This is a genomic window from Limosilactobacillus vaginalis (assembly GCF_025311515.1).
GTDB classification, from domain to species: Bacteria; Bacillota; Bacilli; order Lactobacillales; family Lactobacillaceae; genus Limosilactobacillus; species Limosilactobacillus vaginalis.
In genome coordinates, this window is the sequence record NZ_CP104399.1 from 189,108 (window position 1) to 213,346 (window position 24,239).

At 41.4% G+C, this 24,239-nt stretch carries 20 protein-coding genes and 1 tRNA gene; 18 read left to right on the forward strand and 3 right to left on the reverse strand.

Translation table 11 applies throughout. The annotated features are described in order from the left end of the window. Position 1 precedes the first annotated feature (1 nt). Entirely contained in the window at positions 2-970 is a 969-nt protein-coding gene (locus N4627_RS00825) for an efflux RND transporter periplasmic adaptor subunit (protein WP_056974613.1), read from the reverse strand. Between the two features lie 241 nt (positions 971-1,211). On the opposite strand from N4627_RS00825, the gene N4627_RS00830 reads away from it, so the two are divergent. The 12 genes from N4627_RS00830 to N4627_RS00885 all read left to right on the forward strand — a co-directional run bounded on the left by N4627_RS00830 (position 1,212) and on the right by N4627_RS00885 (position 15,009). Continuing rightward, entirely contained in the window at positions 1,212-2,603 is a 1,392-nt protein-coding gene (locus tag N4627_RS00830) for an MFS transporter (protein ID WP_040531763.1), read from the forward strand. Between the two features lie 154 nt (positions 2,604-2,757). After that, the gene (locus tag N4627_RS00835; RefSeq protein ID WP_003717774.1) at positions 2,758-3,747 is read left to right on the forward strand and encodes a LacI family DNA-binding transcriptional regulator; all 990 of its coding nucleotides are present in this window, start codon (positions 2,758-2,760) and stop codon (positions 3,745-3,747) included. 563 nt (positions 3,748-4,310) lie between these two features. Then, entirely contained in the window at positions 4,311-5,588 is a 1,278-nt protein-coding gene (locus tag N4627_RS00840) for an MFS transporter (RefSeq protein WP_260964819.1), read from the forward strand. A gap of 224 nt (positions 5,589-5,812) precedes the next feature. After that, the gene (locus N4627_RS00845) at positions 5,813-7,171 is read left to right on the forward strand and encodes a glucose-6-phosphate isomerase (RefSeq protein ID WP_152378507.1); all 1,359 of its coding nucleotides are present in this window, start codon (positions 5,813-5,815) and stop codon (positions 7,169-7,171) included. 12 nt (positions 7,172-7,183) lie between these two features. Next, positions 7,184-8,062 carry a fructokinase ScrK gene (gene scrK, locus N4627_RS00850; RefSeq protein ID WP_003717776.1) on the forward strand — a complete coding sequence of 293 codons (879 nt, stop codon included), beginning with the start codon at positions 7,184-7,186 and terminating at the stop codon, positions 8,060-8,062. Positions 8,063-8,277: 215 nt separating this feature from the next. Then, a complete protein-coding gene (locus N4627_RS00855; RefSeq protein ID WP_003717777.1) occupies positions 8,278-8,688 on the forward strand; it encodes a VOC family protein in 411 nt (136 codons plus the stop codon). Positions 8,689-8,759: 71 nt separating this feature from the next. Beyond that, positions 8,760-9,779, forward strand: a complete 1,020-nt coding sequence (locus N4627_RS00860; protein WP_191337225.1) for a zinc-dependent alcohol dehydrogenase family protein — start codon at positions 8,760-8,762, stop codon at positions 9,777-9,779. A gap of 155 nt (positions 9,780-9,934) precedes the next feature. Further along, the gene (locus N4627_RS00865) at positions 9,935-10,201 is read left to right on the forward strand and encodes a SemiSWEET family transporter (RefSeq protein ID WP_040531767.1); all 267 of its coding nucleotides are present in this window, start codon (positions 9,935-9,937) and stop codon (positions 10,199-10,201) included. Positions 10,202-10,350: 149 nt separating this feature from the next. Continuing rightward, positions 10,351-11,538 carry an MFS transporter gene (locus N4627_RS00870; protein WP_260964820.1) on the forward strand — a complete coding sequence of 396 codons (1,188 nt, stop codon included), beginning with the start codon at positions 10,351-10,353 and terminating at the stop codon, positions 11,536-11,538. Between the two features lie 53 nt (positions 11,539-11,591). Then, entirely contained in the window at positions 11,592-12,458 is an 867-nt protein-coding gene (locus tag N4627_RS00875) for a PPK2 family polyphosphate kinase (RefSeq protein WP_003717781.1), read from the forward strand. A gap of 85 nt (positions 12,459-12,543) precedes the next feature. After that, a complete protein-coding gene (locus tag N4627_RS00880) occupies positions 12,544-13,527 on the forward strand; it encodes a zinc ribbon domain-containing protein (protein WP_003717782.1) in 984 nt (327 codons plus the stop codon). A gap of 156 nt (positions 13,528-13,683) precedes the next feature. Continuing rightward, positions 13,684-15,009 carry an MFS transporter gene (locus N4627_RS00885; protein WP_040531770.1) on the forward strand — a complete coding sequence of 442 codons (1,326 nt, stop codon included), beginning with the start codon at positions 13,684-13,686 and terminating at the stop codon, positions 15,007-15,009. A gap of 53 nt (positions 15,010-15,062) precedes the next feature. On the opposite strand, the gene N4627_RS00890 is transcribed toward N4627_RS00885, so the two are convergent. Both N4627_RS00890 and nth read right to left on the reverse strand, forming a co-directional pair. Beyond that, positions 15,063-16,235: a mandelate racemase/muconate lactonizing enzyme family protein gene (locus N4627_RS00890; RefSeq protein WP_260964821.1), complete on the reverse strand. Its 1,173-nt coding sequence runs from the start codon at positions 16,233-16,235 to the stop codon at positions 15,063-15,065. Between the two features lie 258 nt (positions 16,236-16,493). After that, positions 16,494-17,135: an endonuclease III gene (gene nth / locus N4627_RS00895; RefSeq protein ID WP_098044821.1), complete on the reverse strand. Its 642-nt coding sequence runs from the start codon at positions 17,133-17,135 to the stop codon at positions 16,494-16,496. Between the two features lie 745 nt (positions 17,136-17,880). Here nth and N4627_RS00900 point away from each other — a divergent pair. The 6 genes from N4627_RS00900 to N4627_RS00925 all read left to right on the forward strand — a co-directional run bounded on the left by N4627_RS00900 (position 17,881) and on the right by N4627_RS00925 (position 24,234). Next, positions 17,881-19,308, forward strand: coding sequence for an APC family permease (locus N4627_RS00900; RefSeq protein WP_040531773.1), 1,428 nt, complete (start codon positions 17,881-17,883; stop codon positions 19,306-19,308). A gap of 81 nt (positions 19,309-19,389) precedes the next feature. Next, the gene (locus N4627_RS00905) at positions 19,390-20,736 is read left to right on the forward strand and encodes an aspartate aminotransferase family protein (RefSeq protein ID WP_040531776.1); all 1,347 of its coding nucleotides are present in this window, start codon (positions 19,390-19,392) and stop codon (positions 20,734-20,736) included. Between the two features lie 79 nt (positions 20,737-20,815). Then, positions 20,816-21,247: a MarR family winged helix-turn-helix transcriptional regulator gene (locus N4627_RS00910; protein ID WP_260964822.1), complete on the forward strand. Its 432-nt coding sequence runs from the start codon at positions 20,816-20,818 to the stop codon at positions 21,245-21,247. Further along, positions 21,234-22,616, forward strand: a complete 1,383-nt coding sequence (locus N4627_RS00915) for an MFS transporter (RefSeq protein WP_040531779.1) — start codon at positions 21,234-21,236, stop codon at positions 22,614-22,616. Before N4627_RS00910 ends, N4627_RS00915 begins: the two co-directional genes overlap by 14 nt. 41 nt (positions 22,617-22,657) lie before the next feature. Further along, positions 22,658-22,730, forward strand: a tRNA-Thr gene (locus N4627_RS00920). Positions 22,731-23,085: 355 nt separating this feature from the next. Further along, positions 23,086-24,234, forward strand: a complete 1,149-nt coding sequence (locus tag N4627_RS00925) for a trans-sulfuration enzyme family protein (RefSeq protein ID WP_240410717.1) — start codon at positions 23,086-23,088, stop codon at positions 24,232-24,234. Positions 24,235-24,239 lie beyond the last annotated feature (5 nt).

Genomic DNA, 24,239 nt, shown 5'->3' on the forward strand with positions numbered 1-24,239 from the left:
TTTAATCAACCTTTGTATTATTCTTCAACTTGCTATTAGGGTTAATTACGATTTTATCGCCTTCATCAATCCCATCCGTAACAACGTAGGAGCTGTTAACAGCGTGACCGCTAATCTTGGCTTTACGAGCTTTTCCATCGGTATCAACGACAAATACTTTTCCGTTACGGACAGCCTTTTTAGGGATTAAAATGCCATCCTGTTTAATTGATGCCTTAGCGGTTTGGCCGGCCATGAACTGATTTGCGTTAACGCTTGCGGTCACCTTATAGCGAGTATTGTTGCCGGTACCCTTTGTTGGGATTGTGGCTAGGTAATTAACTTGAGTATTAGCTACGTGGTTTGTTGCTAGTGCCTTAACCTTTAAATCAGTGCTTTGATGTAATTTATCATAGTCATATTCAGAAACTTGACCGACAAATTGGAGGTTGTCTGAATAGAGGGTTACTACCGGGGCATCTTCCTTAGATTGATCAATGGACACATACCCGGAATACGGCGCCACAAGAGTCTGGTTAACTTTTTCTGAAATATTTTTTAATTGTTGCTGCATTGAACTACCAGTGGTTTGGTCATCTGAAGAAGCACTTTGCGACTGATCTAGTTGGTTTTGCAAATTAGCAACTTGACTCTGCAAATCATCATTATGCATCGTTAGGATTGCTTGTCCTTGAACTACGTGATCACCATTTTTAACGTTAAGACTTTGAAGTTTCCCAGAAGGTACGGTTAGCATTTGGGTTTCTACCGGTTCGATTTTCCCGGTAAGGTTAAAACTGGGTTGAGAAGTAACCCTCATTGTTGAAAATGTAGATTGCGACTTATCCTTTTTAGTGTTTGAGTGTTGAATTCCGATAATGATTAGAATCAGGATTACGAGAATACTAATAATCATTATCAGCCGTCGTCGCTTGGTTGCTAATAATTTTCGCCATCGTGATTGCTTTTGGCTGGTTCGTTTCGCAGTCATTTAAGAATTCCTCCCAATTTTAGGTTAATTAGTTATGTAACTAAGTGTATAAGGTGGAAAATTAAATTGCAAGGAAAACTTAGAATTACAATTAAGAAGAAATTTACCAGCAAAAACATAAATAAGAGTAAAATCTTAAATTTTTTGTTTAAATTTGCGCAGAAAACGCTTACAATGTTAACAGTGATTAAATTTCACTTAGTTGTTTACCTATTTTACTTTTTATAAGGGAGTGTTTCATTTGTTTAAGTTTTTGAAACCGTCTCCGGATGCAACCAACCTTGTGCCAAAAGATAAAATTCCTAGTGTTTATCGGCGCAAGCAGACGGGGGTTATTTTAGCAACCTGTTTTACTTACCTGGCTTACTACATTATTCGGTTGATTTTTACAACTGAACAGAAGCCGGTAATGAAGGAATACGGCTTTAATATTGGTCAAATTGGGCTGATTCTTTCAACATTTGGGATTGGTTATGGTGTTGCTAAGCTATTTATGGGTGGCTTATCTGATAAATCAAATACGCGGGTCTTCCTCGCATTTGGCCTTTATCTTTCTTGTATTTTCAATGCTTTCTTGGCATTTACTAAGAACTTTTACCTGATCCTATTCTTAATGCTCCTCATTTCCATTACCCAAGCCATGGGAGCACCTGCTTGTCAGCGGGAAATTTCGTTATGGTTTGCTAAAAAGCACCGGGGAGTTGTCTTCGCTGTCTGGGCCTCAGCACACAATGCCGGAGCCTTTGCCTGTGTTGCTTGTATTCAAATAGCAACGTTCCTGTTCTCTGGTTCATTACCAGCTGTCTTCTTAACCGCTTCTGTAGTTTCTGCAATTATTGCTACTATTATGTTATTGATTAATTCGGAGCGTCCGGAAGTAGCTGGTTTGCCGAACATGGCCGTTTATTCTGGTCACGTTGAACTGGATGAAAATGGTAATTCAACTGCTCAAGAACTGTCTAACAAGACTTTCTGGCAAATCCTTTACCAAGATATTCTGTGCAATAAGGTTGTTTGGGCGGTTACGTTAACTTCCATGTCAATCTACATTGTACGTTATGGGATCATGAGTTGGATTCCAAGTTACTTACCAACAAAGGGCTTCAGTGTTGATTGGGCTAAGTGGCTAGTCGGAATTTTTGAATTGTCAGCTGTTCCAGGAGTTATTATCCTTGGTGGTATTTCTGATCTTCTGAAGGGTCGGCGGTCATTAGTTTGTTTGATTTGTGTAATCTGCTTAATCATTTGCTTGATCACTTACTTTACTAGTACGAGTCATGCAGTTATCGTTGCGGTCCTCTTTATTATGGGGAGCTTGATTTATGCACCACTTTCACTAGTTGGTTTAATGGTTAATGAAGCTGTGCCAAATTACGCGGTTGGGTTATCGACCGGATTCATGGGCTTCTTCCAGTATGTCTTCGGTGAAACGGCCGCCACAGCTTTAATTGGTCAATTAGTTAACCATTTTGGTTGGGGCGCATCATCAGTTACGATTTATGTTGCTGCCGGAGCTGCCTTCCTGCTTCTCGTTTACCTTGTCTTCAAGGAACGTCATATTCTTCGGATGGAAGCTAAAGTTAATGCAGCTGACCATGCTAAAGAAAATAATGGTGAAAAAGCTCAAAACTAGTTAACATTAGTCTTGAATAAGTACCGAGTCTTCTCGTAATTTGAAGGCTCGGTGTTTTTATTACTTAGTAGTAAAGCCTGTTCAACCCTTGAGAAGATCCATTTCTCGTTTTCTCTTATGCTATAATATCTAGTGACAAGTAAGAGGAGTAATTATGGTAGAAAAAAAGACAATCAAGTTAGATGACGTGGCAGAATTAGCAGGCGTTTCAAAAACAACCGTTTCGCGGGTCTTGAATAATCGCGGATACTTAAGCGACAAGACGATTAAAAAGGTCCACGATGCAATGGATAAGCTAAATTATCGGCCAAATGTAATTGCTCGACAGTTATTTAAACAAAAGACCAACCTGGTTGCCTTAGTTTTTCCTACAGTGGACAACCCGTTTTTTGCTGAGCTTGAAGCAGAATTGGAAAAGCGGTTTGATCAATTAGGCTATCGGGTTTTGATGGGGAATAGTCAGAATAACCCTGCCAAGGAACAGGATTATTTGAAACTATTATTGAATCATCAGGTTGATGGCTTAATTGTGGGTTCCCATAACCAGGGAATTTCTGAATACCAGAAGACGACCAGACCAATTGTCTCGATTGAACGATTCGTTGGGAAACAGATTCCAGTTGTTTCTTCTGATAACTACCAGGGAGGGCTCCTTGCGGTTCAACGCTTACTGAATGATGGTTGTAAACACATCATTCATACCAACTACCCGATCAATTTAGTATCGCCTAATGAGTTGCGTCAGCAAGCTTATGAGGATCTGATGAATAGGCATCACCGAAAGCCAATTACCTACAGTGTTTCGTTTGATGTATCTGATGAAGAGAAGGAACGGGTTTTCCGTAAAATGTTCCGGGAACATCCAGAAGTTGATGGAATTTTTGCCGATAATGATACTAACGCAAGTTTAATTATTCGGGTGGGGAAAGAATTTAATCGCCACGTCCCAGATGATCTCAAGGTTGTTGGTTATGATGGAGCCAATATTACCCGAACCCTATCGCCAGAATTGACTACAATCCAGCAGCCAATTCCTGAAATGGCAACTAAAGCGGTTGAATTACTCCTTCAATTGATTGATGGAAAGACAGACGTTAAGTCAGTTACTCTTCCGGTAAAGATGATTAATAGTACAACGGCATAATTTAAGCTGGGAATTAACTTTCTCGGAGGGACGGTTGACTAACCTAGAACGATGAATGATGATGAAATCATCAGAGTCGTTCGTAGTTAGGCTTGAGTCCCTCAGTTAATTCCCGCGATTGGACACTATTAGTTCGAAATTTATTAAGTATAGTATAGAAGAGGGTAAGGGAAAGTTTTCCCCTACCCTTAATTTCTAGTGTTATAAAACCACCTGTTAATTACTGATCAAGTCGGCAAAGAAATAGCTATTTTACCATTAATTTCGTTATTTTCTATTAATAATTGGGCTTTTTTTAAAAGATTCTGTTAACCGGTTGCATATAAGCAGTTAACAAGTAAAAAAATTAGTAAATTAGTAAACGGTCTAATGTAAGCGCTTACCATGTTTTGGGCTGAAGATACCGTTAACTACTGGTTTCAAGCGGAAAAGAGTGAAATCGATCACTAAATGTAAGCGCTTTACTAACCTATGTTTACCGGTTACCATAAAGATGTTGAAAGAAATTAGATGAAATAAAAATTCGTTACTTTGTATTAGCAAGTTTGGAGGTTGTTTTTACTATGAAACAAAGTCAGTCACTGGCAACTAAACTTGCGTTCTTGTCCGCATCATTTATGGTTACGAGCGCCTACGCAATTCAAAGTGCCTTGCCACAGATTAAGTCAGCGCTGAATGTTAGTCAGCCGCAAGTTGAGTACTTAGTCACAGCGCCATCCTTTGCGGTAATGTTCTTCGTTGTTCTCTCACCATTGCTTCAGGATTGGTTTAATATTTCTGATAAGCATATTATTATGGCCGGGATTACGATCGTTGGGATTGCTGGATTGATTCCATCATTTGTTAGCAACTACATGGTGATTTTGATTTCACGGCTCTTCCTTGGTGCTGGATATGGTCTTTATAATTCTCAAGCAATTTCGTTGATTTCTGTTTGGTATCAAGGCCACGAACGAACAAGTATGCAGGGCTGGCGGTCAGCATTTGAACAAATTGGGAATGCCTGTACGTTAACGATTTCAAGTTTGCTGCTGATTTATGCTGGTTGGCACGCAGCATTCTTGGTTTACGGATTGGCTTTTGCGGTAATGGCATTCTTTGCATGGCGGGTACCAAATGATGCTCACAGCAACACGACGACTAGTGATAACCAACAAGCAACAGAAACCATTTCACCAATTACTAATGAACCAGTAACTAAGATTAGTCCGTTAGTAATCGCAATTCTGGCATTTGTTCTATTAATCAAGATGGACTTTATCGGAATGGAAGACCGTTTTCCTGGATTAGCCGTTGCAATTAACGGTAAAACTTTCACGGGTACCGGGACCTATCTTTCATTAATGCTGATTGGCGCAACTCTTGGTGGTGCTTGTTATGGAGTTTTGCAGAAGCATTTCGGCTATGTAGGAACGATTTACATTGGCTTAATTCTTTTGGCGATTGCTAACTTCCTGTTTGGCTTCGGTGGAAATAGTTTTCCAATTATCGCTGCCGGGATCCTTTTGGTTGGCTTCCCAATGCAAGTCCTTACACCGTTGATCTTCAATATCCTGCCATTTATGGCGCCAATGAAGCTTCAAACCAAGGTTACATCATTTGTACTAATTGGGTTTAACTTTGGGGCTTTCTTCTCACCAACAGCCGATGCTTGGTTTAACCACCTATTAAGTCAACCGCTAAACGGATTAGGCTTAGCAGCACCATTTCGGATTTATGGAGTAATGATGCTGATTATTGCTGGCTTACTCTTTATGGGGAAGCACCTATACGAACTTAAGCGGATGGATAATACTGTTGAAAAGAAGCAACCTGCAACTGTTCACGTATACACCAAGTAACAGATTTAAATAAAAATACCGTGGTCGAATGACTTTTAATTGTTGTTGGATCACGGTTTCTTATTTTAAATTGGGCTGATAATTTAACCTGAAAATAAAATTCAAAAAATTTCTGTCAACCGATTGACATATAAAATAGAAAGCGCTAACATAATAGTCGTTGAATAGTTAAGCACTTCCAAATGAATGAAGTAAGCTAATTAATAAAAAAGGGGACTGGAATCATGGCTCATATTTCATTTGATCAAACAGGCTTAAAGAAATTCGTTAACGATAACGAGTTAGGCGAAATGCAAGCAATGGTGAATGCAGCGGATGATGAATTACGCAACGGTACTGGTGCCGGGGCAGACTTCCGTGACTGGCTCCACTTGCCAACTGATTACGACAAGGAAGAGTTTGCGCGGATTAAGGCCGCTGCCAAGAAGATCCAATCAGATTCAGACATCTTAGTGGTCATCGGGATTGGTGGTTCTTACCTTGGTGCCCGGATGGCAGTTGACTTCTTGCACAACACCTTCTACCAAGCTCAAAAGGCTGCAGACCGGAAGTACCCATTAGTACTCTTTGCCGGAAATTCCTTAAGCTCAACTTATGTTCATGACTTGATTGAATTAATTGGCGACAAGGACTTCTCCGTTAACGTGGTTTCCAAGTCCGGGACCACAACGGAACCATCAATTGCTTTCCGGATCTTCAAGAACCTCTTGATTAAGAAGTATGGCGAGGATGAAGCTAACAAGCGGATCTACGCTACCACTGATAAGGCTAAGGGTGCTTTGAAGACTGAAGCTGACGCCCACGGCTACGAAAGCTTTGTCATTCAAGACGGTATCGGTGGTCGTTACTCCGTTCTTTCCCCAGTTGGCCTCTTACCAATCGCTGTTTCTGGCGGCGACATTGACCAGTTAATGGCTGGTGCCGCTCAAGCGGAAAAGGACTACACGGATCCAAAGTTAGAAAATAACGAAGCTTACCAATACGCTGCTTACCGGAACATCTTGTACCGGAAGGGCTATGAAACTGAATTGCTTGAAAACTACGAACCAAACATGACGATGTTTGCTGAATGGTGGAAGCAATTAGCTGGTGAATCTGAAGGGAAAGATCACAAGGGCATTTATCCATCTAGTGCTAACTTCACGACTGACCTGCACTCCCTTGGTCAATACATCCAAGAAGGTCGGCGCTTCTTGATGGAAACCGTTGTTAAGTTAGACCAGCCAAATCACGATATGGAAATCCCCAGCGAACCGGATAACCTGGATGGCTTAGGCTACTTGGAAGGCAAGACGATGGACTTCGCTAACACCAAGGCTTATGAAGCCGTTGTCGCTGCTCATACGGCTGGTGGAGTACCGGTAATGACCGTTCACATTCCAAAGGAAGACGAATACACCCTTGGCTACCTGATCTACTTCTTTGAAGTGGCTATGGGAATCTCCGGTTACCTCAATGGGATCAACCCATTCAACCAACCAGGCGTTGAAGCTTACAAGGTTAACATGTTTGGCCTGTTAGGCAAGCCAGGTTACGAAGAGATCGGCAAGAAGCTGCGGGCTGAAATGGGCGAAAACAAGTAAGGAGGAATTGCTATGCTACTAGGAAGTATTGAAGCAGGAGGGACAAAGTTCGTTTGTGCCGTTGGTAATATTAACTACCAAATTCAAGATTCAATCCACATCCCAACAACGACTCCTGAAGAAACCATTCAAAAGTGTATTGAATGGTTTGACCAATACAAGGATGATTTGAGTGCGATTGCGATTGCATCATTTGGACCAATTGAAATTCGTAAGAGTTCACCTAAGTATGGTTACATTACCAATACGCCAAAGCCGGGTTGGCAAGACACTGATTTTGTGGGCCCATTCAAGAAGCACTTTAACGTTCCAATTGCTTGGACGACAGACGTTAATGGTTCCGCATACGGTGAATATGTTCTTTCAACGTTATTTAACAAGCGGATCAATTCACTGGTTTATTACACCATTGGGACTGGTGTTGGTGCCGGTGCTGTAATTGACGGTAAGTTTGTCGGTGAATTAGGTCACCCTGAAATGGGACATATTCGGTTGAAGCGTCACCCTGATGACCTTGACTTTAAGGGAATTTGCCCATTCCACGGTGATTGTCTTGAAGGACTAGTTAGTGGGCCAACCTTTGAAGCACGGTTAGGCAAGAAGGGAAAAGATGTTCCATTAACTGATCATGTTTGGGACATTATGGCTTACTATGTTGCCCAAGCTGCTGTCGATGCAACCCTTATGTTCCGTCCAGGACAAATTGTCTTTGGTGGTGGTGTTGTTAGCGAAGAATTCTTAAAGAAGATTCGTCGTGAATTTAAGAAGCTGCTTAACGATTATGTTGAGGTCGGCGATCTTAATGAATACATCACCATGCCATTAGCCCAACACAACGGCTCCGCAACCATCGGCGACTTTGCCTTAGCATTGAAGGCGGCAACAAATTAGAGTGCGAGCCATGACGAACTAGCAACTGAGCACTAGAAAATCCCGGACGATGATTGGTTACAATCAAGGACGGGATAGCTAGGCGGAAGTTGCGGTCACGGCGAGCACGTTTTGGCTCTGTCGCAGTAGAACTTTATCTCTAGCAAGTTCCTGGCGAAGCACGCTCTAGTCTTAATAAATTAGATATTAAAGTCCATTTAAAGGAGGTGAGACTTATGTCATTTAACAAGAGTTTAGCAGGTTATTATGACGACTTGGCACACGTTGGAATTCCAACTGATGATTTGAAGAAGACAATTGCCTTCTGGGAAAAGTTAGGTTTCAAGAAGCAAGGCCAATTTGATACTGATGATCAAGGACACCAAGTGGTATTTATGAAGGTTGGCCACTTAATGTTAGAGATCTGGGACAGTGATGGTGCTGTTCACAAGACCGGTGCAATTAACCATATCTCATTGAACGTTGAAGATGCAGATAATGCATTTAAGGCCGCTAAAGAAGAAGGATTCGACGTTAAGGAAGACGAAGTACAACACCTTGACTTCTGGAAGCATGGAATCAAGTTCTTCAACATTGTTGGTCCAAACGATGAAACTATTGAATTTTGTGAAGTTGTTAAGGATTAATCCCGCTAGAGGCATTAACCTTTAGTCCAGATCGACCCTAAAGCACTTTGTTAGTGTAGGAGGAATATCTGATGAAAGCTTTAGTAATGACTGGTAAGAAGAAGTTAGAAATTGATGACAATTACAAGAAGCCAGAAGTTAAGCCCAATGAAGTTTTAGTTCACACTGCCTGGGCTGGTATCTGTGGAACTGATAAGGCATTATACAATGGTCTTCCTGGTTCAGCAGATGCTGTTCCACCAATTGTATTGGGACACGAAAATTCTGGTGTAGTTGCAGCTGTTGGGAGTGAAGTTGAAGATTTCAAGGTTGGCGATCGTGTCAGCGTTGATCCAAACATTTACTGCCACAAGTGCTACTACTGCCGGACATCTCGCCCAGAACTTTGTGAACACTTGGATGCTGTTGGTGTTACTCGGGATGGCGGCTTTGAAGAATACTTCACCGCTCCTGAAGAAGTTGTATATCATGTTCCTGACAACGTTTCACTTGAAGCTGCAGCTGTAATTGAACCAATCTCATGCGCAATGCATGCTGTTGATCTTTTGACTACTCACCCATATCAAAATGCATTGATCATTGGTGATGGTTTTGAAGGACAACTGATTGCTCAAATTTTAAAGGCTCGCGGAATTCGTGAAGTTACTCTTGCCGGAACCGTTGACGAAAAGCTTGAAAATAACCGGAAGCATTTCGGCTTTAAGACCATTAATAACATGACTCACCCAGAAGAAGTCAAGGAAGACTCATATGACATTGTTGTTGAAGCCGTTGGTCTACCAAAGACTCAAGAACAAGCTGTTGAAGCTGCTCGTCGTGGTGGTCAAGTATTAATGTTTGGTGTTGGTAACCCTGACTCAGAGTTTAAGGTAAATACTTACAAGGTTTACCAAAAACAATTAACGATTCAAGGAACCTTCATCAATCCTTACACTTTCGAAGATTCTATTGCTTTGCTTCAATCAGGAGATGTTGATCCACTTCCATTAATTTCAAATGTTTTGGACTTCGCTCACGTTGAAGACTTTGTAAGTGGTAAGTTAGGTAATATTTCAAAGGCTATCGTAAAAGTTGCCGGCGAAGAAGCCTAAGTTATCTAAGTAAGTAGGCGTATTTTCTACATCTTATTTCAAATCTTTTCCAAGGCTTTTTCACCGCTTGGAGTGGATAAGCAAATCTTTCCAAATTTGAGCTTTTATTGATTAGGTATAGAAAATTTATTTTATGAAAAGGGGAACGAGAATGAATGAATGAATCAAAGTTTATCAGCTGGCTCGGACGAATTGCCAGTATAATTGCTATCTTAATGTACGTATCTTACATTGCACAGATTTATAACAACCTGCATGGTAATTACGCTGCACCGCTTCAACCATTTGTTGCAGGAGTGAACTGTACTCTTTGGAGTATCTATGCATACTTTAAGAAGGACCGTGACTGGCCAGTATTCTGGGCTAACTTTCCGGGGGTATTCTTTAGCTTTGCGACATTCTTGACTTGTTTCCCTTGGTAAAATAGGTCAAATAACTCCACATATTAATTCAATCTGACTGACAAGAAATTATACTTCTTGTCAGTTTTTTGATAATATAAAGGAAAGATAAAGTTCAAAGTGGTGCCATCAAACGGGTGCCGCTTTCTTTTATGGAAAGGAACAGGAAAATGACAAAAGAAGTAAAGCGGATCATTGCAGTGGTCCTATTTTGCGAATTTTTAATCTGCTTAGGGATGAGTTTGGTATTTCCGGTAGAGCCATTTATTAAAAATGAGTATCACTTTACTGCTTTCGACATGGGAGTGATGTCATCATTATTTGCATTTGTTCAATTTGTGGCATCACCGATTATTGGCCGTTTTTCAGATAAAATTGGGCGAAAACCAATGCTGGTGTGGGGACTCTTAATTTTTGCCATTGCGGAATTTGTCTTTGCGTTAGCTCAACATCTGTGGGTCTTTGATCTTTCACGAGCAGTTGATGGCCTCTCAGCAGCAATGTTTGTCCCGACTTCAATGGCTTTAGCGGCAGATATTACAACTGAACGGGACCGGGCTAAAGTAATTGGCTGGTTATCAGCAGCGTTTAGTGGCGGACTAATTTTGGGACCAGGACTTGGCGGCCTGCTAGCACACGTTAGCTATAAATTCCCGTTTTGGGTTGCGGGAGTTCTTGGTCTAATCAGTACAGTGATTGCTTGGCGGTTTCTTCCTCGAGATGAGGACGAACGGTTCCAAAGTGAAACCAAGGATCCTGAAGGGGAACTTCTCGGCAGTAGTTGGCAGCAAATAAAGCAGATTATGACGCCAACTTTAGCGGTGCTCTTCGGAATGATCTTCGTTGCCGCATTTGGTTTGGCCGGCTTTGAGAGTATTTATAGTTTATACGTTAACGAAGTCCATAACTTTGATCTGGGAGCAATCGCACTTGTCCTTACCTTAAATGGGATCATCTCACTCGTCCTTCAGGTATTTTTCTTTGAACGGCTTGTACAGTGGTTGGGTGAAGTTCGCCTAGTAGAGTATAGCTTTCTATTGAGTATTGTTGGAACAATTTTGGTGATTTATGACCATTCACACTGGCAGCTGATTGTTGCAACTTTATTTGTCTTCGAAGCCTTTGATCTTCTTCGTCCTGCCATCACAACTCTCTTAACCAAGATGAGTAAGAGTAATCAAGGACTGCTTAATGGGATCAATATGTCGTTAACTAGTATTGGTAACATCATTGGGCCATTAATTACCGGGGCGCTGTTAGACGTTAATTACCAGTATCCGTACTGGTTCGTTATTGCCTTCCTACTGATAGCATTTATAATTGGTCTGCGCCTGCGAAAACTTAATGTTCAAGACTAATTTACCGGGGAACAGTGCTAGAATAAAGGTAACTTAATCTGGAGGCTGGAAGAATGGATTACAAGTATACGGGTGATGACTTTGATATTAAAAAGGCACCAACGAAAGTTAAGGATAGCGCCGACGAGCTCGATAAAATTAAAGAGCAGATTGAAGAAAATCTTCGTCATATTCGTCACGCCCAAAAGATGATGTATGCGCGGCATAAGTACGGGATCTTAGTCGTCTTTCAAGCAATGGACGCAGCTGGGAAAGACAGTATGATTGCTCACATTTTTTCTGGTGTTAACCCGGTTGGCTTTAAGGTCGCTAACTTTAAGCAGCCAACTTCTGCAGAATTACGCCATGATTACTTGTGGCGGATTAACAAGGAGTTGCCGTCTCGGGGAGAAATCGGAGTCTTTAACCGTTCATACTACGAAGATGTTCTAGTTTCTCGTGTTCATCCGGAAATTATCCTGAACGCTAATTTACCAGAGGTTGACTCTTTAAGTGATGTCAATGATCACTTCTTTAAGGGTCGGTACCAGGACATTCGCGATTACGAGAAATATTTATCACGGAATGGCTTTGTGATTTTTAAATTCTTCCTTCACATTTCCAAGGACGAGCAAAAGAAACGCTTCCTTCGGCGGATTAACCTCCCAAAGAAACACTGGAAATTTTCTTCTGCGGATATTCGAGAACGGCAATACTGGGATAAGTACCAAAAAGCATACGAAAAAGCAATCAACGCAACGGCTACCAAAAAGAACCCATGGTATGTCGTCCCAGCAGATGATAAGTGGTATTCGCGCTTAATTGTGTCAGATATTTTGACTAAGGAAATTGAAAAATTACCGTTAGCTTATCCTGTGTTATCTCCTGATGAAGCGGCAAGATTAGACACGGCTAAAGAAGAATTATTGAACGAAAAGTAACTTTAATTTACAAAAAATTCATTTTTTGTAAATCAGAGTTATAATGTGATTAGTGAAACGATTTATGATTGGGGGGGAATAAAGAATGAAGAAATGTCCTTGGTGTGGGAAAAACGTGCCGACAGAAGATCGGATCTGTCCTTCTTGTGGGTATGACTTTAGCCGCGGTGAAATGAGTTCGTTTTACGATCAACGGCAGCAAAAGCAAGCCAAGAGTAAGATTCGTCATAAGAATGAGATGGTAATCGTTGCGACATTGGCGATCATTGCTGGCGGAAGCTATATCTTTAATAACCAGCAGGAGCAAACCGAAGCTCGTCAAAACATCCAACAGACGACTAAGACCATTTCAGAATCGTCGACTGCGGATAGCAGCAGTACTGCTTCAAACAGTTCTAGCGAGAGTGCTGCTAAATCTAGTTCAGCAAAGGCAAAGAAAGCCTCTTCTGAATCAAAGCAAGCAGCCAAGACTTCTTCTAAGAAAGCCGAAAGTAAGAAGAATGTTGCTAAGTCTTCCCAATCAAAGAAGAGTGAGAAGAAGCAAGCTGCTAAATCTTCATCTTCAAAGGCAACGAAGAAGAGTAGTACTAAGGTTGCAGAGAAGAAGCCTGCCGTAAAGAAGCAAGTGACAAAGAAGAGCAACGGTGTGCAACTAAAGAACAATATGCAGCCAACTGAATTCGCAGCTGCAGTTGCTAACTATGCTGCACAAAAGAATGTTTCAAAGTGGAAGGATGTCGTTGATAATTCAAACAACGGTATTCTGATTAAGGAAACGACAGAACCAGATATTGTTAACTACCTATCTGCTAAGGGAAATGGTACGGTTTATGTTGCCTTTAACAGTAAGGATAGCAATAATGAGGTTGTCTACTCCGCATACACCATTAATCAGGATGGTAGTGTAAATATTTACGAGTTTGGAACACCAAGTGCACCACATACAGGAGATATTTACAATCCAGTTGAAACTGTTTCTCAACAGGATCTGATCAAGTATCTGAATAGCCATAAACAAGCAAAGAATGTTCAACAAATGGCTAAAAAAGTTGGTATTGCTCACGAATAAGCAGTAATATCGCGGATTATGCAAAAGTGGAAACGCGGATAAGATTATTTGATTCTTAACCACGTTTCCGCTTTTTGTGTATTTAGATAGTGTATAATCGTTAGTGTAAGCGCTATATTGTGTGTGGGGAGAAATTATATTGGAGGAGTTGTCAATATGTTCAGTTTTTTGAAGCCACGACAGAAGGCCCAAGTGCCAGCTGATAAGGCACGGTCCCTGTTTAAACGGTATAAGTGGATGTCCTTGTTTGGGGTTTTTATTGGTTATGCTGCTTTTTACATTGTGCGGAATAACTTTACACTATCAACGCCACAACTAAAGGCATCGTTGGATCTTTCCAAGGGTCAAATCGGGATGCTGTCTAGTTGTTTGCTGATTGCTTATGGATTAGGGAAAGGAGTTATGAGTGCCTGGTCAGACAAAGCTAATCCAAAACGCTTTATGGCAACGGGATTAATTATTTGTGCCTTGCTTAGTATGTGCCTAGCATTCTTTGGCTTTAGTCTATGGTCATTAGCTATTATTTTAATTCTTTTGGGCTTGTTCCAAGGAATGGGAGTTGGGCCATCATTTATTATTCTTTCAACCTGGTTTGATAAAAAACAACGGGGATTTGTAACATCAATTTGGAACACCTCGCATAACCTTGGTGGGGGATTAATTTCACCACTTGCTGGATTTATGTTAGGAATTGTTGGTGCAAGTCACTGGCGGTTTGCAATTTATGTATTCCCAGCATTGGTTGCCATTGCGGTAGCTTTAATCGTGCTGGTCTTTGTTAAGGGTCGACCTGAGGAAGAAGGTCTGCCACCGCTGGAAGAAACAAAGCAAGAACAAAGCAACATTGATTACTATGATTTAAGCTCTTGGCAAATTCTTACCAAGTATGTCTTTAATAACCCTGGTGCCTGGCTAGTTTCGTTTATGGACACTTTCGTTTACATGATCCGGTTTGGGATTTTAACTTGGTTGCCAATCTTCTTAATTCAGGCTAAGGGCTTCACTCATGGTCAAATGATGATTGCATTTGCCTTCTTTGAATGGGCTGCTATCCCCTCAACGTTACTGGCAGGGATCATTTCTGATAAACTTTTCAAGAGTTACCGGATGCCACCAGCAATGATTGCCCTGGTTCTAATTATCTTCTGTATTTTTGGTTACTGGAATAGCAAGTCAGTGACTGCGGTTACGGTTTATGCTGCCCTTGCTGGATGCTTGGTTTACATTCCACAATTCCTTGATTCTGTTCAAACGATGGAAGTTGTTCCACCATTTGCTGTGGGTTCAACTGTTGGACTTCGGGGCTTTATGAGTTATGTTCTTGGCTCAACGCTTGGAACAAGTCTCCTTGGAGTGGCAGTCGACCATTACGGCTGGAATGCGGGATTAGTTCTCTTAATTATCGCAACTGTTCTTTGCTTAGCATGTTCTGTTGCTTTACACATTTTCTCATTAAAGAAACGTCACGCAGAAGCTAAATAGTATTTGACAGATCAAACTCTCAGTATTCAAATGATGGATACTGAGGGTTTAATTTATTTCACAGTAATTATATGACTATTTTTGAAGGCCATTGTAGAAAGTTCGTTGCCAATCCCAGGACGATCTGGTACAGTTAGTTGACCATTTTCTGGCTCATAATCATACTTTGTCAATGCTAACATTTTTGGCATTGCTGTATTAACGTTATACTCGTGAATAACAAAATTAGGTAAGGTTGCTTCTAAGTTTAAGGAAACTGCCGTCATCAAATTACTACCAGTAATGTGGATTTGGACACCAATATCAGAAATTGCTGCTAAATCACAGATCTTCTTGACCTCCGTTACCCCACCAGCAGTTCCAATATCCGGTTGGGCAACTTGAATGGCTCCCTGATCAAATACCCGTTTGAAATCCCAACGAGAATATAAACGTTCTCCAGAAGCGATTGGGAGACCAGTTTCATGGTGCACAGTGGCTAAGAGTTGAGGATCTGGTTTGACTGGTTCTTCATAATATAATGGTGAATACTGTTTAGCCAGTTTGCCGAAACGAATGGCTGCCAGTTTACCAGTCAGTGCGTGGTTCTCCAATATTAAATCGCCATTGGGGCCAAGTACCTGACGAACTGCATGTAGACGTCGGTGAACCAAATTTAGGTAGTCGCTAGTTAAGAGATTCTCCTGGTCGATATGGTTAACTGGCTGGCCTTCCTCATCGAAAGTCAAAAAGTTGATTTTAACAGCATCAAATCCCTTTTCTACCGCAATCCGGGTATTAGCCGCATAGTCTGCCGGTTGGCCAGCATGATGGCGACCAACTCCCCAGCCCATTTGTAACTGACTCGCATAAGCACGTACTCGCCGTTGCTGCTCACCGCCTAATAATTCGTGTAAGGGAGCATGATAATATTTACCCTTAATATCCCACAAGGCAATATCAAAAGCCGAAATAGCGCCAAAGATGACAGGCCCCGCGTTTAACCCAAAGAAACTCTGCCGATATAGTTTTTCCCAGATTACTTCGTGTTCTAACGGATTCATCCCAATTAGCAACGGTGCCAAATCATGCATTTCTGCAAATGCAGCATGACTAACAGCACCATAGGAAAGAGCAACTTCACCATCCCCATACAGACCGGTATCAGTATAAATTCGGCAAAATGATGGTCGCCAGCCATCTTCTACCGGAGCACTATACAACAAATCAATTTTCTTTATTTTCACGATTGTTATCTCCCATTAACGATTTCTAAAATCACCTTAAGCTTAAATGATTGCTAATAGTAAATGAATATTTTCAAAAACGATTAAGCTACTAAAAAGTTTTTGAGGGAAAACTTGAGAAAAATTAAAGAAGTGCTACCCGATTGATGATTAATTCACCAACCGGGTAGCTATTGTTTTTTACAATGAAGTCCAGAGTCATGACAAATTATCACAATTCTTGGTTTTTAAGTTTCAATTTATTTAGTATTAGTCATCTTAAAAGACGTTATCTCGACCATATTTGCAGATGGGGAGAAGGGGACACTTAGTACATTTAGGATTTTTAGCGGTACATTGGTAGCGGCCGAAAAAGATCATTGCGTGGTGAGCATCTAGCCATTCATCTTTGGGAACTGCCTCTTTTAGGCGCTTTTCAATCTGTAAAACGGTTGCGTTCGGTTTAACCATTCCTAAACGTCGTGCAACCCGACTAACATGTGTATCGACAGGGAAGGCAGGAATATTAAAGCACTCTGCAAGGACAACGTTAGCGACTTTACGGCCGACACCGGCTAAACTAGTTAATTCTTTCATTGTGTGGGGAACTTCACCATTAAAATTAGTCACAATTCCCTGAGCGGCTTTAACAAGGTATTTAGCTTTATTATGGTAAAGGCCGAGTGATTGAATAAATGGTTCAATGTCTTCGGGCTCGGCACTTGCTAGTGATTCAGGTGTTGGGTAGCGGGCGAAAAGTGGCGGAGTAACCATATTAACTGATTTATCCGTTGATTGTGCACTAAGAATTGTTGCTAACAAGAAATGAAAAGTTGTGTCGGCCTTTAACGTTGTTCCAGCTTCGGGAAACATGGCGCGCATTTGATGAATGGCATTGACAATTTCACTATCTGTGAGCATGAAAGATCCTCCTTATATTTTCTTTTATTATAAAACAAATAACGCTTTTTAAAACAATTAATAGGCGATTAGTTATCATCCGATAGTGAGACGAAAACATGCGTGGCAGTACATGCTTTTACTGTCTTAAAGCCAAAAAAGATTGAACATTAATTGAGCTATTACTTGATTTTTTTGTCATAAGAAGGTATAACTAAAGATGAACAAGCGATAAATAATGTTATTGCTTGGTTTATAACTGAAAATATTTTATGATTTAGTAGTTCTACTAGATCGCATTGTATATATGATGATTTTTCAGTTATCATGTTTAAACTGAATTTAATTTAATTAGCTTGTGCTTTATCCTTAAATGAGATCATTGTCGCCTCCCCATGACTGTGGTTTCGAAAACAATAATATTGGCTGTTGCTATGACTTAGGTACACACTATCTAAACTAAAACGCTTACCCCCTAAATTAACCTGAGTCGTAAGTAGTTATCAACCACTCTAATTAAATTAATGATGCTTAGACATGCCCTATGAGACCTGCTAGATTGATCTCTAATTAAAGGCTTTTCAGAATTCCCCATTTCTGAAAAGCCTTTTTATTTTAATAATTAGAATTCTTTCATAAACGAATTACCGAGTAAAAATAAAATATTTATTTAATTAACAATTGACCAATGTGCAATCGGTTGTTAGAATAAGTTAATGTTTTCTTATTATTCTAATCTAAATTTAATAGATAAGGAGGAATGGTTATGAGTTTTTGGAAAACAATTACCCGAAAAGAAGACCCGCAAGTATATGCCAATAAAGACGGGCATCTAGTTCGTTCACTAAAGGTGCGGGACTTTTTAGCACTTGGGGTCGGTACAATTGTCTCCACCTCTATTTTCACTCTTCCTGGTGAAGTGGCAGCGATGCATACCGGACCTGCCGTAGCAATTTCGTTCTTACTTGCCGCGGTAGTTGCAGGACTAGTTGCGTTTGCTTATGCAGAAATGTCTGCAGCAATGCCATTTGCTGGTTCAGCATATTCGTGGATTAACGTTGTTTTTGGTGAGTTCTTTGGTTGGATCGCCGGTTGGGCACTTCTTGCTGAATACTTTATCGCATTAGCCTTTGTTGGTTCCGGATTATCAGCGAACTTTCGGGCATTGATTGCTCCACTGGGGTTGAAGCTCCCGGCATCATTATCAAATGCTTTTGGGACTGATGGCGGAATCGTCGACCTGGTTTCAGTTGTTGTGATTGCTTTAGTAGCTGCATTGATTTCTCGCGGGGTTTCTCGGGCAGCCCGAGTTGAGAATGTTTTGGTTGTATTGAAGGTTTTCGCTGTTTTACTGTTTATCGTTGTTGGCTTAACTGCTTTGCATGCTGCTAACTATGTTCCATTTGTTCCCAAGTATCACGAGACCACAAATGGACCATTCGGTGGTTGGCAAGGAATTTATGCTGGTGTTTCAATGATTTTCCTGTCATACATTGGTTTCGACTCAATCGCTGCTAACTCTGCAGAAGCTATTAATCCGCAAAAGACCATGCCACGGGGGATCCTTGGTTCACTTGTAATTGCCGTTGTTTTGTTTGTGGCCGTTAGTTTAGTTCTTGTCGGCATGCTTCCATATAGCAAATATGCAAATAGTGCTGAACCAGTTGGGTTGGCACTCCGGGCTGCTGGTCACGGCGGTGTCGCAACTGTTGTTCAAACAATTGCTGTTGTGGGGATGTTCACCGCATTGATCGGAATGAGCATGGCCGGATCACGGTTGATTTACTCATTTGGTCGTGATGGAATGTTGCCAAAGTGGCTTGGTAAGCTTGACAAGAGTAATCGGCCTAACCGGGCATTATGGACTTTAACGATTGTTGGGATCTTGATTGGGGCATTCTTCCCATTCGCGTTCCTTTCACAATTGATTTCTGCCGGAACATTAATTGCATTTATGTTCGTTTCAATCGGAATTTACCCATTGCGTCGTCGTGAGGGTAAGGATATTAACGATCCAGCATTTAAGGTACCGCTTTATCCGGTTCTTCCGGCTCTTGGCTTTCTGGCCTCATTGATGGTTTTCCTTGGACTAGATTATCAAGCTAAACTATACGCCGGCATCTGGTTCGTCCTTGGCCTAGTCATCTACTTCGCTTACGGGGTTCGTCATTCATACCTTAGTAAGAAAAATTAAAGTGTGAACTGTTGCCTAAACTTTTACCCAAGAAAATTACAATCATTTACTAACAACAAAATAAGATTGGAGGAATTGCTAATGGGATCAATGGAAAATAACCACAAGATCTTAGCAAAAGAAAGTGAAGCATTTGCCACAGCAGCACGGGTTAAATATTACGATATCGTAATTGACAGTGGGCGTGGAGCCATTTTAACTGATGTTGATGGTAATCAGTACATTGATCTCTTAGCAAGTGCTAGTTCTACCAACACCGGGCATTGCCACCCGAAAGTTGTTAAGGCAATTCAGGATCAAGCAGCTAAAATTATTCAGTATACGCCAGCTTATTTTGCGAATAGTCAAGCGGCACGGTTGGCACCGCGATTAGCAGAATTAGCACCGATGTCAGGTCCAGTGGAAGTTGCCTGGGGGAATTCCGGCTCTGATGCAAATGATGCCATTATTAAGTTTGCCCGAGCATCTACTGGTCGTCAGTATATTGTTTCCTTTACGGGGGCATACCATGGTTCCACATACGGTTCAATGACTCTTTCTAGCGTTTCCCTAAACATGGCACGGAAAATGGGACCATTGCTTCCAGGAGTTGTTAAAGTACCATTCCCTGATCCATGGGATAAGCTTCCTGATGAATCAGAGGAGCAATTTGTTGATCGCTATTTTAAGATGTTTAAGTTGCCATTTGAAACTTACTTACCGGTTGATGAGGTAGCCGCAATCCTGATTGAACCAATTCAGGGTGATGGTGGAATCGTTAAGACGCCACCAGAATTTATGAAAAAGATTTATCAATTTGCTAAGGAAAATGGGATCCTCTTTGCAGTTGATGAAGTTAACCAAGGAATGGGACGTACCGGTAAGTGGTGGTCAATCCAACACTTTGGAATTGAACCTGATTTGATGTCAGTTGGTAAGTCGCTAGCTTCTGGGATGCCGTTGAGTGCTGTTATTGGACGAAAGGAGATCATGGAATCTCTTGGTGCACCTGCTAACGTTTATACAACTGCCGGGAACCCGGTAACCACAGCGGCTGCTAATGCTACTCTGGATGTAATCCAAGAAGAACACCTTCTCGAACGCTCAGCTAAGTTAGGTGAGAAGGCTAAGCAGTTCTTTGAAGGTGAGCAAAAGAAATATGACTTTATCGGTGATGTCCGGATGTACGGCCTAGATGGTGGAATTAATATTGTTAATCCGCAAACAGGTAAGGGTGATACCGCAGCAACTACGCGGATCATGTACCGTGTCTTCGAACTTGGTGCAATTATCATCAGTCTTCGGGGTAATATTCTTCGGTTCCAACCACCACTGGTAATTACTGAGGAAGAATTAGACCGAGCCTTTGGAATGCTTGACCAGGCATTTGCAGAAGAAGCAGCCGGGAAGTTAACTCTGCCGGATAATGCTGATGAATTAGGCTGGTAAATTATCACTTTAATAATTGAAGATAATCTCCTATAATATTTTGTTAGACAGCTAACTAAATGCTATAGGAGATTTTTTGATGGAGTTAATTGGTCGATTATTAAAAATGGCAACGAATAGCCTGAATCAAGAATTTAACCGTTTTGTCCAGCAGTATGATTTGACCGGAACGCAGATGTCGGTAATTGACTTTATGGCTAACTGTGAGAGTCAAGAATGTGATCAACACATGTTGGAGCGGGAATTCAATATTAAACGGTCAACAACGACAGTAATTATTCAACGGTTAGTGAAAAAGGGTTTGATTGAGCAGCGACAGTCAGTCACTGATCGACGACAAAAGGTAGTTACATTGACAGCAAAGGGAAGAGACTTAGCACCCAAAGTTAGGGATTATATTTTAGCATCTGAAGAACGATTAAGAACCAACTTTACTGCTGAGGAACTTCGTCAGTTCAAAGAGATTCTGAAATTTATAATTGGGGAGGATGAAGATAATGACCAAAAATGAACCAATTCCGCCTAGGGTAGTTGCGGCCGTTGTTGCGACGGGCTTAATGTCATTCTGTGGTGTGATTGTTGAAACCGCGATGAACGTTACTTTCCCAATTTTGATGGGTGAATTTAATTTAACCACGAATACAGTACAGTGGATGACTTCAATCTATCTATTAATTGTTGCCATCGTTGTTCCGCTTTCAGCCGTCTTAAAAAGCTCGTATAAAACCCGGACCCTTTTTACCGTAGCAAACCTGTTTTTCTTTAGTGGCTTATTAATTGATGCCTTTGCGCCCAACTTTACCCTGCTGCTTTTGGGACGGGCAGTTCAGGGGGTTGGTGCAGGAATCGCATTACCGTTAATGTTTAATATTATTATGGAACAGGTTCCGCAAAGTAAGATTGGTTTCATGATGGGAATCGGAAATTTAATTACAGGAATTGCCCCAGCAGTAGGACCGACATTTGGTGGGATCATTGCTAGCAAACTGAATTGGCGGTGGATCTTTTACATTCTTCTCCCATTTATGGTTGTTTCGTTTATCCTCGGACGTTGGGGAATTCAGCAGAAGTCTGCCATTAGAAAACAACGGGTTGATTTCCTTAGCCTTTTGATGATTATGTTCATGTTTAGCGGATTGGTTGATGGTTTTAGTAATGTCGGAAGCGTCCCCTTTATGAGTGTTAATGTTCTGGGAGCTTTCTGCCTTGGAATTATTGGAATGATTGGCCTAACGTGGCGTTCACTTACAATCGCAACGCCAACGTTAGATCTGCGTCTATTTAAGAATCACCGGTTTGCTGGTCATGTTCTTGGTTTCTTTCTTACCCAAATCATGTCGCTTGGCTTTGCCTTTCTTTTACCAAACTATATCCAGTTAGTTAACGGTAATACTTCCACGATTGCCGGATTGGTTGTTTTGCCAGCGGGTTTTGCTGGGGCAGTCTTCGCACCGCTTGGTGGTAAAATTCTTGATCGATTTGGTGCGCGACGGCCGATTCTTTTGGGAATGACTCTTTGTTTCCTTTCCCTGCTTGTTTTTGCTGTAATTAGTCGGCAAATGAGTAATGGCATAATTGCAACTGTTTATTGTTTCTATATGGCAGGAATGGGGATGTGCATGGGGAGCGTAATGACAAGCGCACTCAGGACTATTAGTTTTTCAGAAACGGCACAGGGAAATGCAATCCTGAACACTCTTCAGCAGTTTGCCGGTGCAATGGGAACGTCAATTGCTGCGATGATCGTTGCTAGTAGCCAAGCACAGCTTAAAGTTAATCGGACATTATCAACCGCAATTGGAACCCAACACGCGTTTATTGTTCTGACGATTTTTAGTATCATTGTTTGGCTGAGTTATTACCGAAATGTTAAAGATTAGCCTGCTTGCAAGTTGTTAACAATTTCGGTTATACTTTAATCGCCGTCTTAGCTCAGATAGGTAGAGCACATCCATGGTAAGGGTGACACGGCGGTTCAACTCCGCCAGACGGCTTAAATTTCTTCTTGACAATTTAAAAATCGCCCTTTATACTAATTATAATTTAATTTTTCTAATGATTTTATAATAATACGTTGATGAGAAGAGTAAGAATAAAAGCTCTCAGAAAGTGACCGCTGATGGTGAAAAGGTGGGAGAGTAATTATTCTGAAGATGAGCTCGGAGTAATTGAAAGTCGGTCAGTAATGGCTAGCTTTCCGGAAGGATCCGTTACCATCCCTGGCATTCTAGTTGAGTGCTGTTGAGGCTGATTAATTCAGTGAAATTGGGTGGTACCACGTTGTTGACGTCCCTAGGTAGTTTCAATACTACTTAGGGGCGTTTTTGTTTATACGAAAGGAAGAGAGCGATGACGAGATTTGATACAAAACTGGTTCATGCGCCAGCACAACATGATAATAATACTGGAGCGGTGACCACTCCTATTTACAAAGCGACTACTTTTGCGTATCCCGAAATCGGTGCACCGGTAAAGGATGATTATTCACGTTCTGGTAATCCGACCCGACGTGCTTTGGAAGAGCAACTGGCAGCGTTAGAGGAAGGAACGGCTGGCTTTGCCTTTTCATCCGGGATGGCTGCTATCCATGCAGCTCTGGCAATATTTAAGCAAGGCGACCACCTAATCGTTGGCAATCAAATCTATGGCGGAACCTTTCGCCTGCTTCACCAATTTTTTGAACGTTGGGGTTTGAAGATTACTGCTGTTGATACCCGTAATCTCGCGGCAATTGAAGCAGCGATTCAGCCCAATACTAAGGCAATTTATTTTGAACCAGTGACCAATCCGCTATTGCAAGTAACATCGGTGCAAAAAGTTGCTGCTTTAGCCCAGCAGCATCACTTGTTGACGATTGTTGATAACACATTTCTGAGTCCATACCTATTGCAACCGTTAACTTTGGGAGCTGACATTGTAATTCATAGTGCCACTAAGTACTTATCAGGGCACTCTGACGTTTCAGCAGGGGCAGTGATCGTCAAGGATCGTGAATTAGCTGAGCGGGTTTACTTTATTCAGAATGCTCTCGGCAGCATTTTGTCACCTGAGGATAGTAATGAATTAGCAAGAGGAATTAAGACTTTGAGCCTCCGCCTAGACCGTCAAATTGCTAATGTTAAGGAGTTAGTTAACTACTTGCAAGGCTTAGGCGAGGTTAAGAAGATCTATTATCCTGGTATTAAAGGCTTGCCAGGCTACCAGGAATTACGTCAGGAAGCTAAGGGGGCCGGCGGTGTGTTCTCGTTTGAGTTAACAGAAAGTGTTGATCCAGTTAAATTTGTCAACAACCTGCGCTTATTTAAACTAGCGGTTAGTCTTGGTGCAGTTGAGAGCCTGGTTGAATTGCCAAGTAAAATGAGCCATGCCGAATTAAGTCCTGAGGAGCAGTTAGCAGCCGGAATTAAACCAGGATTAATCAGGATGGCGGTAGGAATCGAAGATTTTCATGATCAGATTGCCGACATTCAACAAGCCATTGCAAAGTCAAGAAAATAGGGGGA

What these genes read in the sequence shown, in the direction of transcription:
- N4627_RS00835 (WP_003717774.1), top strand. Translation starts at nt 2,758, where the DNA reads ATGGTAGAAAAAAAGACAATCAAGTTAGATGACGTGGCAGAATTAGCA.
- N4627_RS00885 (WP_040531770.1), top strand. Translation starts at nt 13,684, where the DNA reads ATGTTCAGTTTTTTGAAGCCACGACAGAAGGCCCAAGTGCCAGCTGAT.
- nth (WP_098044821.1), bottom strand. Translation starts at nt 17,135, where the DNA reads ATGCTCACAGATAGTGAAATTGTCAATGCCATTCATCAAATGCGCGCC.
- scrK (WP_003717776.1), top strand. Translation starts at nt 7,184, where the DNA reads ATGCTACTAGGAAGTATTGAAGCAGGAGGGACAAAGTTCGTTTGTGCC.
- N4627_RS00870 (WP_260964820.1), top strand. Translation starts at nt 10,351, where the DNA reads ATGACAAAAGAAGTAAAGCGGATCATTGCAGTGGTCCTATTTTGCGAA.
- N4627_RS00875 (WP_003717781.1), top strand. Translation starts at nt 11,592, where the DNA reads ATGGATTACAAGTATACGGGTGATGACTTTGATATTAAAAAGGCACCA.
- N4627_RS00900 (WP_040531773.1), top strand. Translation starts at nt 17,881, where the DNA reads ATGAGTTTTTGGAAAACAATTACCCGAAAAGAAGACCCGCAAGTATAT.
- N4627_RS00855 (WP_003717777.1), top strand. Translation starts at nt 8,278, where the DNA reads ATGTCATTTAACAAGAGTTTAGCAGGTTATTATGACGACTTGGCACAC.
- N4627_RS00860 (WP_191337225.1), top strand. Translation starts at nt 8,760, where the DNA reads ATGAAAGCTTTAGTAATGACTGGTAAGAAGAAGTTAGAAATTGATGAC.
- N4627_RS00840 (WP_260964819.1), top strand. Translation starts at nt 4,311, where the DNA reads ATGAAACAAAGTCAGTCACTGGCAACTAAACTTGCGTTCTTGTCCGCA.
- N4627_RS00905 (WP_040531776.1), top strand. Translation starts at nt 19,390, where the DNA reads ATGGGATCAATGGAAAATAACCACAAGATCTTAGCAAAAGAAAGTGAA.
- N4627_RS00845 (WP_152378507.1), top strand. Translation starts at nt 5,813, where the DNA reads ATGGCTCATATTTCATTTGATCAAACAGGCTTAAAGAAATTCGTTAAC.
- N4627_RS00825 (WP_056974613.1), bottom strand. Translation starts at nt 970, where the DNA reads ATGACTGCGAAACGAACCAGCCAAAAGCAATCACGATGGCGAAAATTA.
- N4627_RS00880 (WP_003717782.1), top strand. Translation starts at nt 12,544, where the DNA reads ATGAAGAAATGTCCTTGGTGTGGGAAAAACGTGCCGACAGAAGATCGG.
- N4627_RS00925 (WP_240410717.1), top strand. Translation starts at nt 23,086, where the DNA reads ATGACGAGATTTGATACAAAACTGGTTCATGCGCCAGCACAACATGAT.
- N4627_RS00915 (WP_040531779.1), top strand. Translation starts at nt 21,234, where the DNA reads ATGACCAAAAATGAACCAATTCCGCCTAGGGTAGTTGCGGCCGTTGTT.
- N4627_RS00865 (WP_040531767.1), top strand. Translation starts at nt 9,935, where the DNA reads ATGAATGAATCAAAGTTTATCAGCTGGCTCGGACGAATTGCCAGTATA.
- N4627_RS00910 (WP_260964822.1), top strand. Translation starts at nt 20,816, where the DNA reads ATGGAGTTAATTGGTCGATTATTAAAAATGGCAACGAATAGCCTGAAT.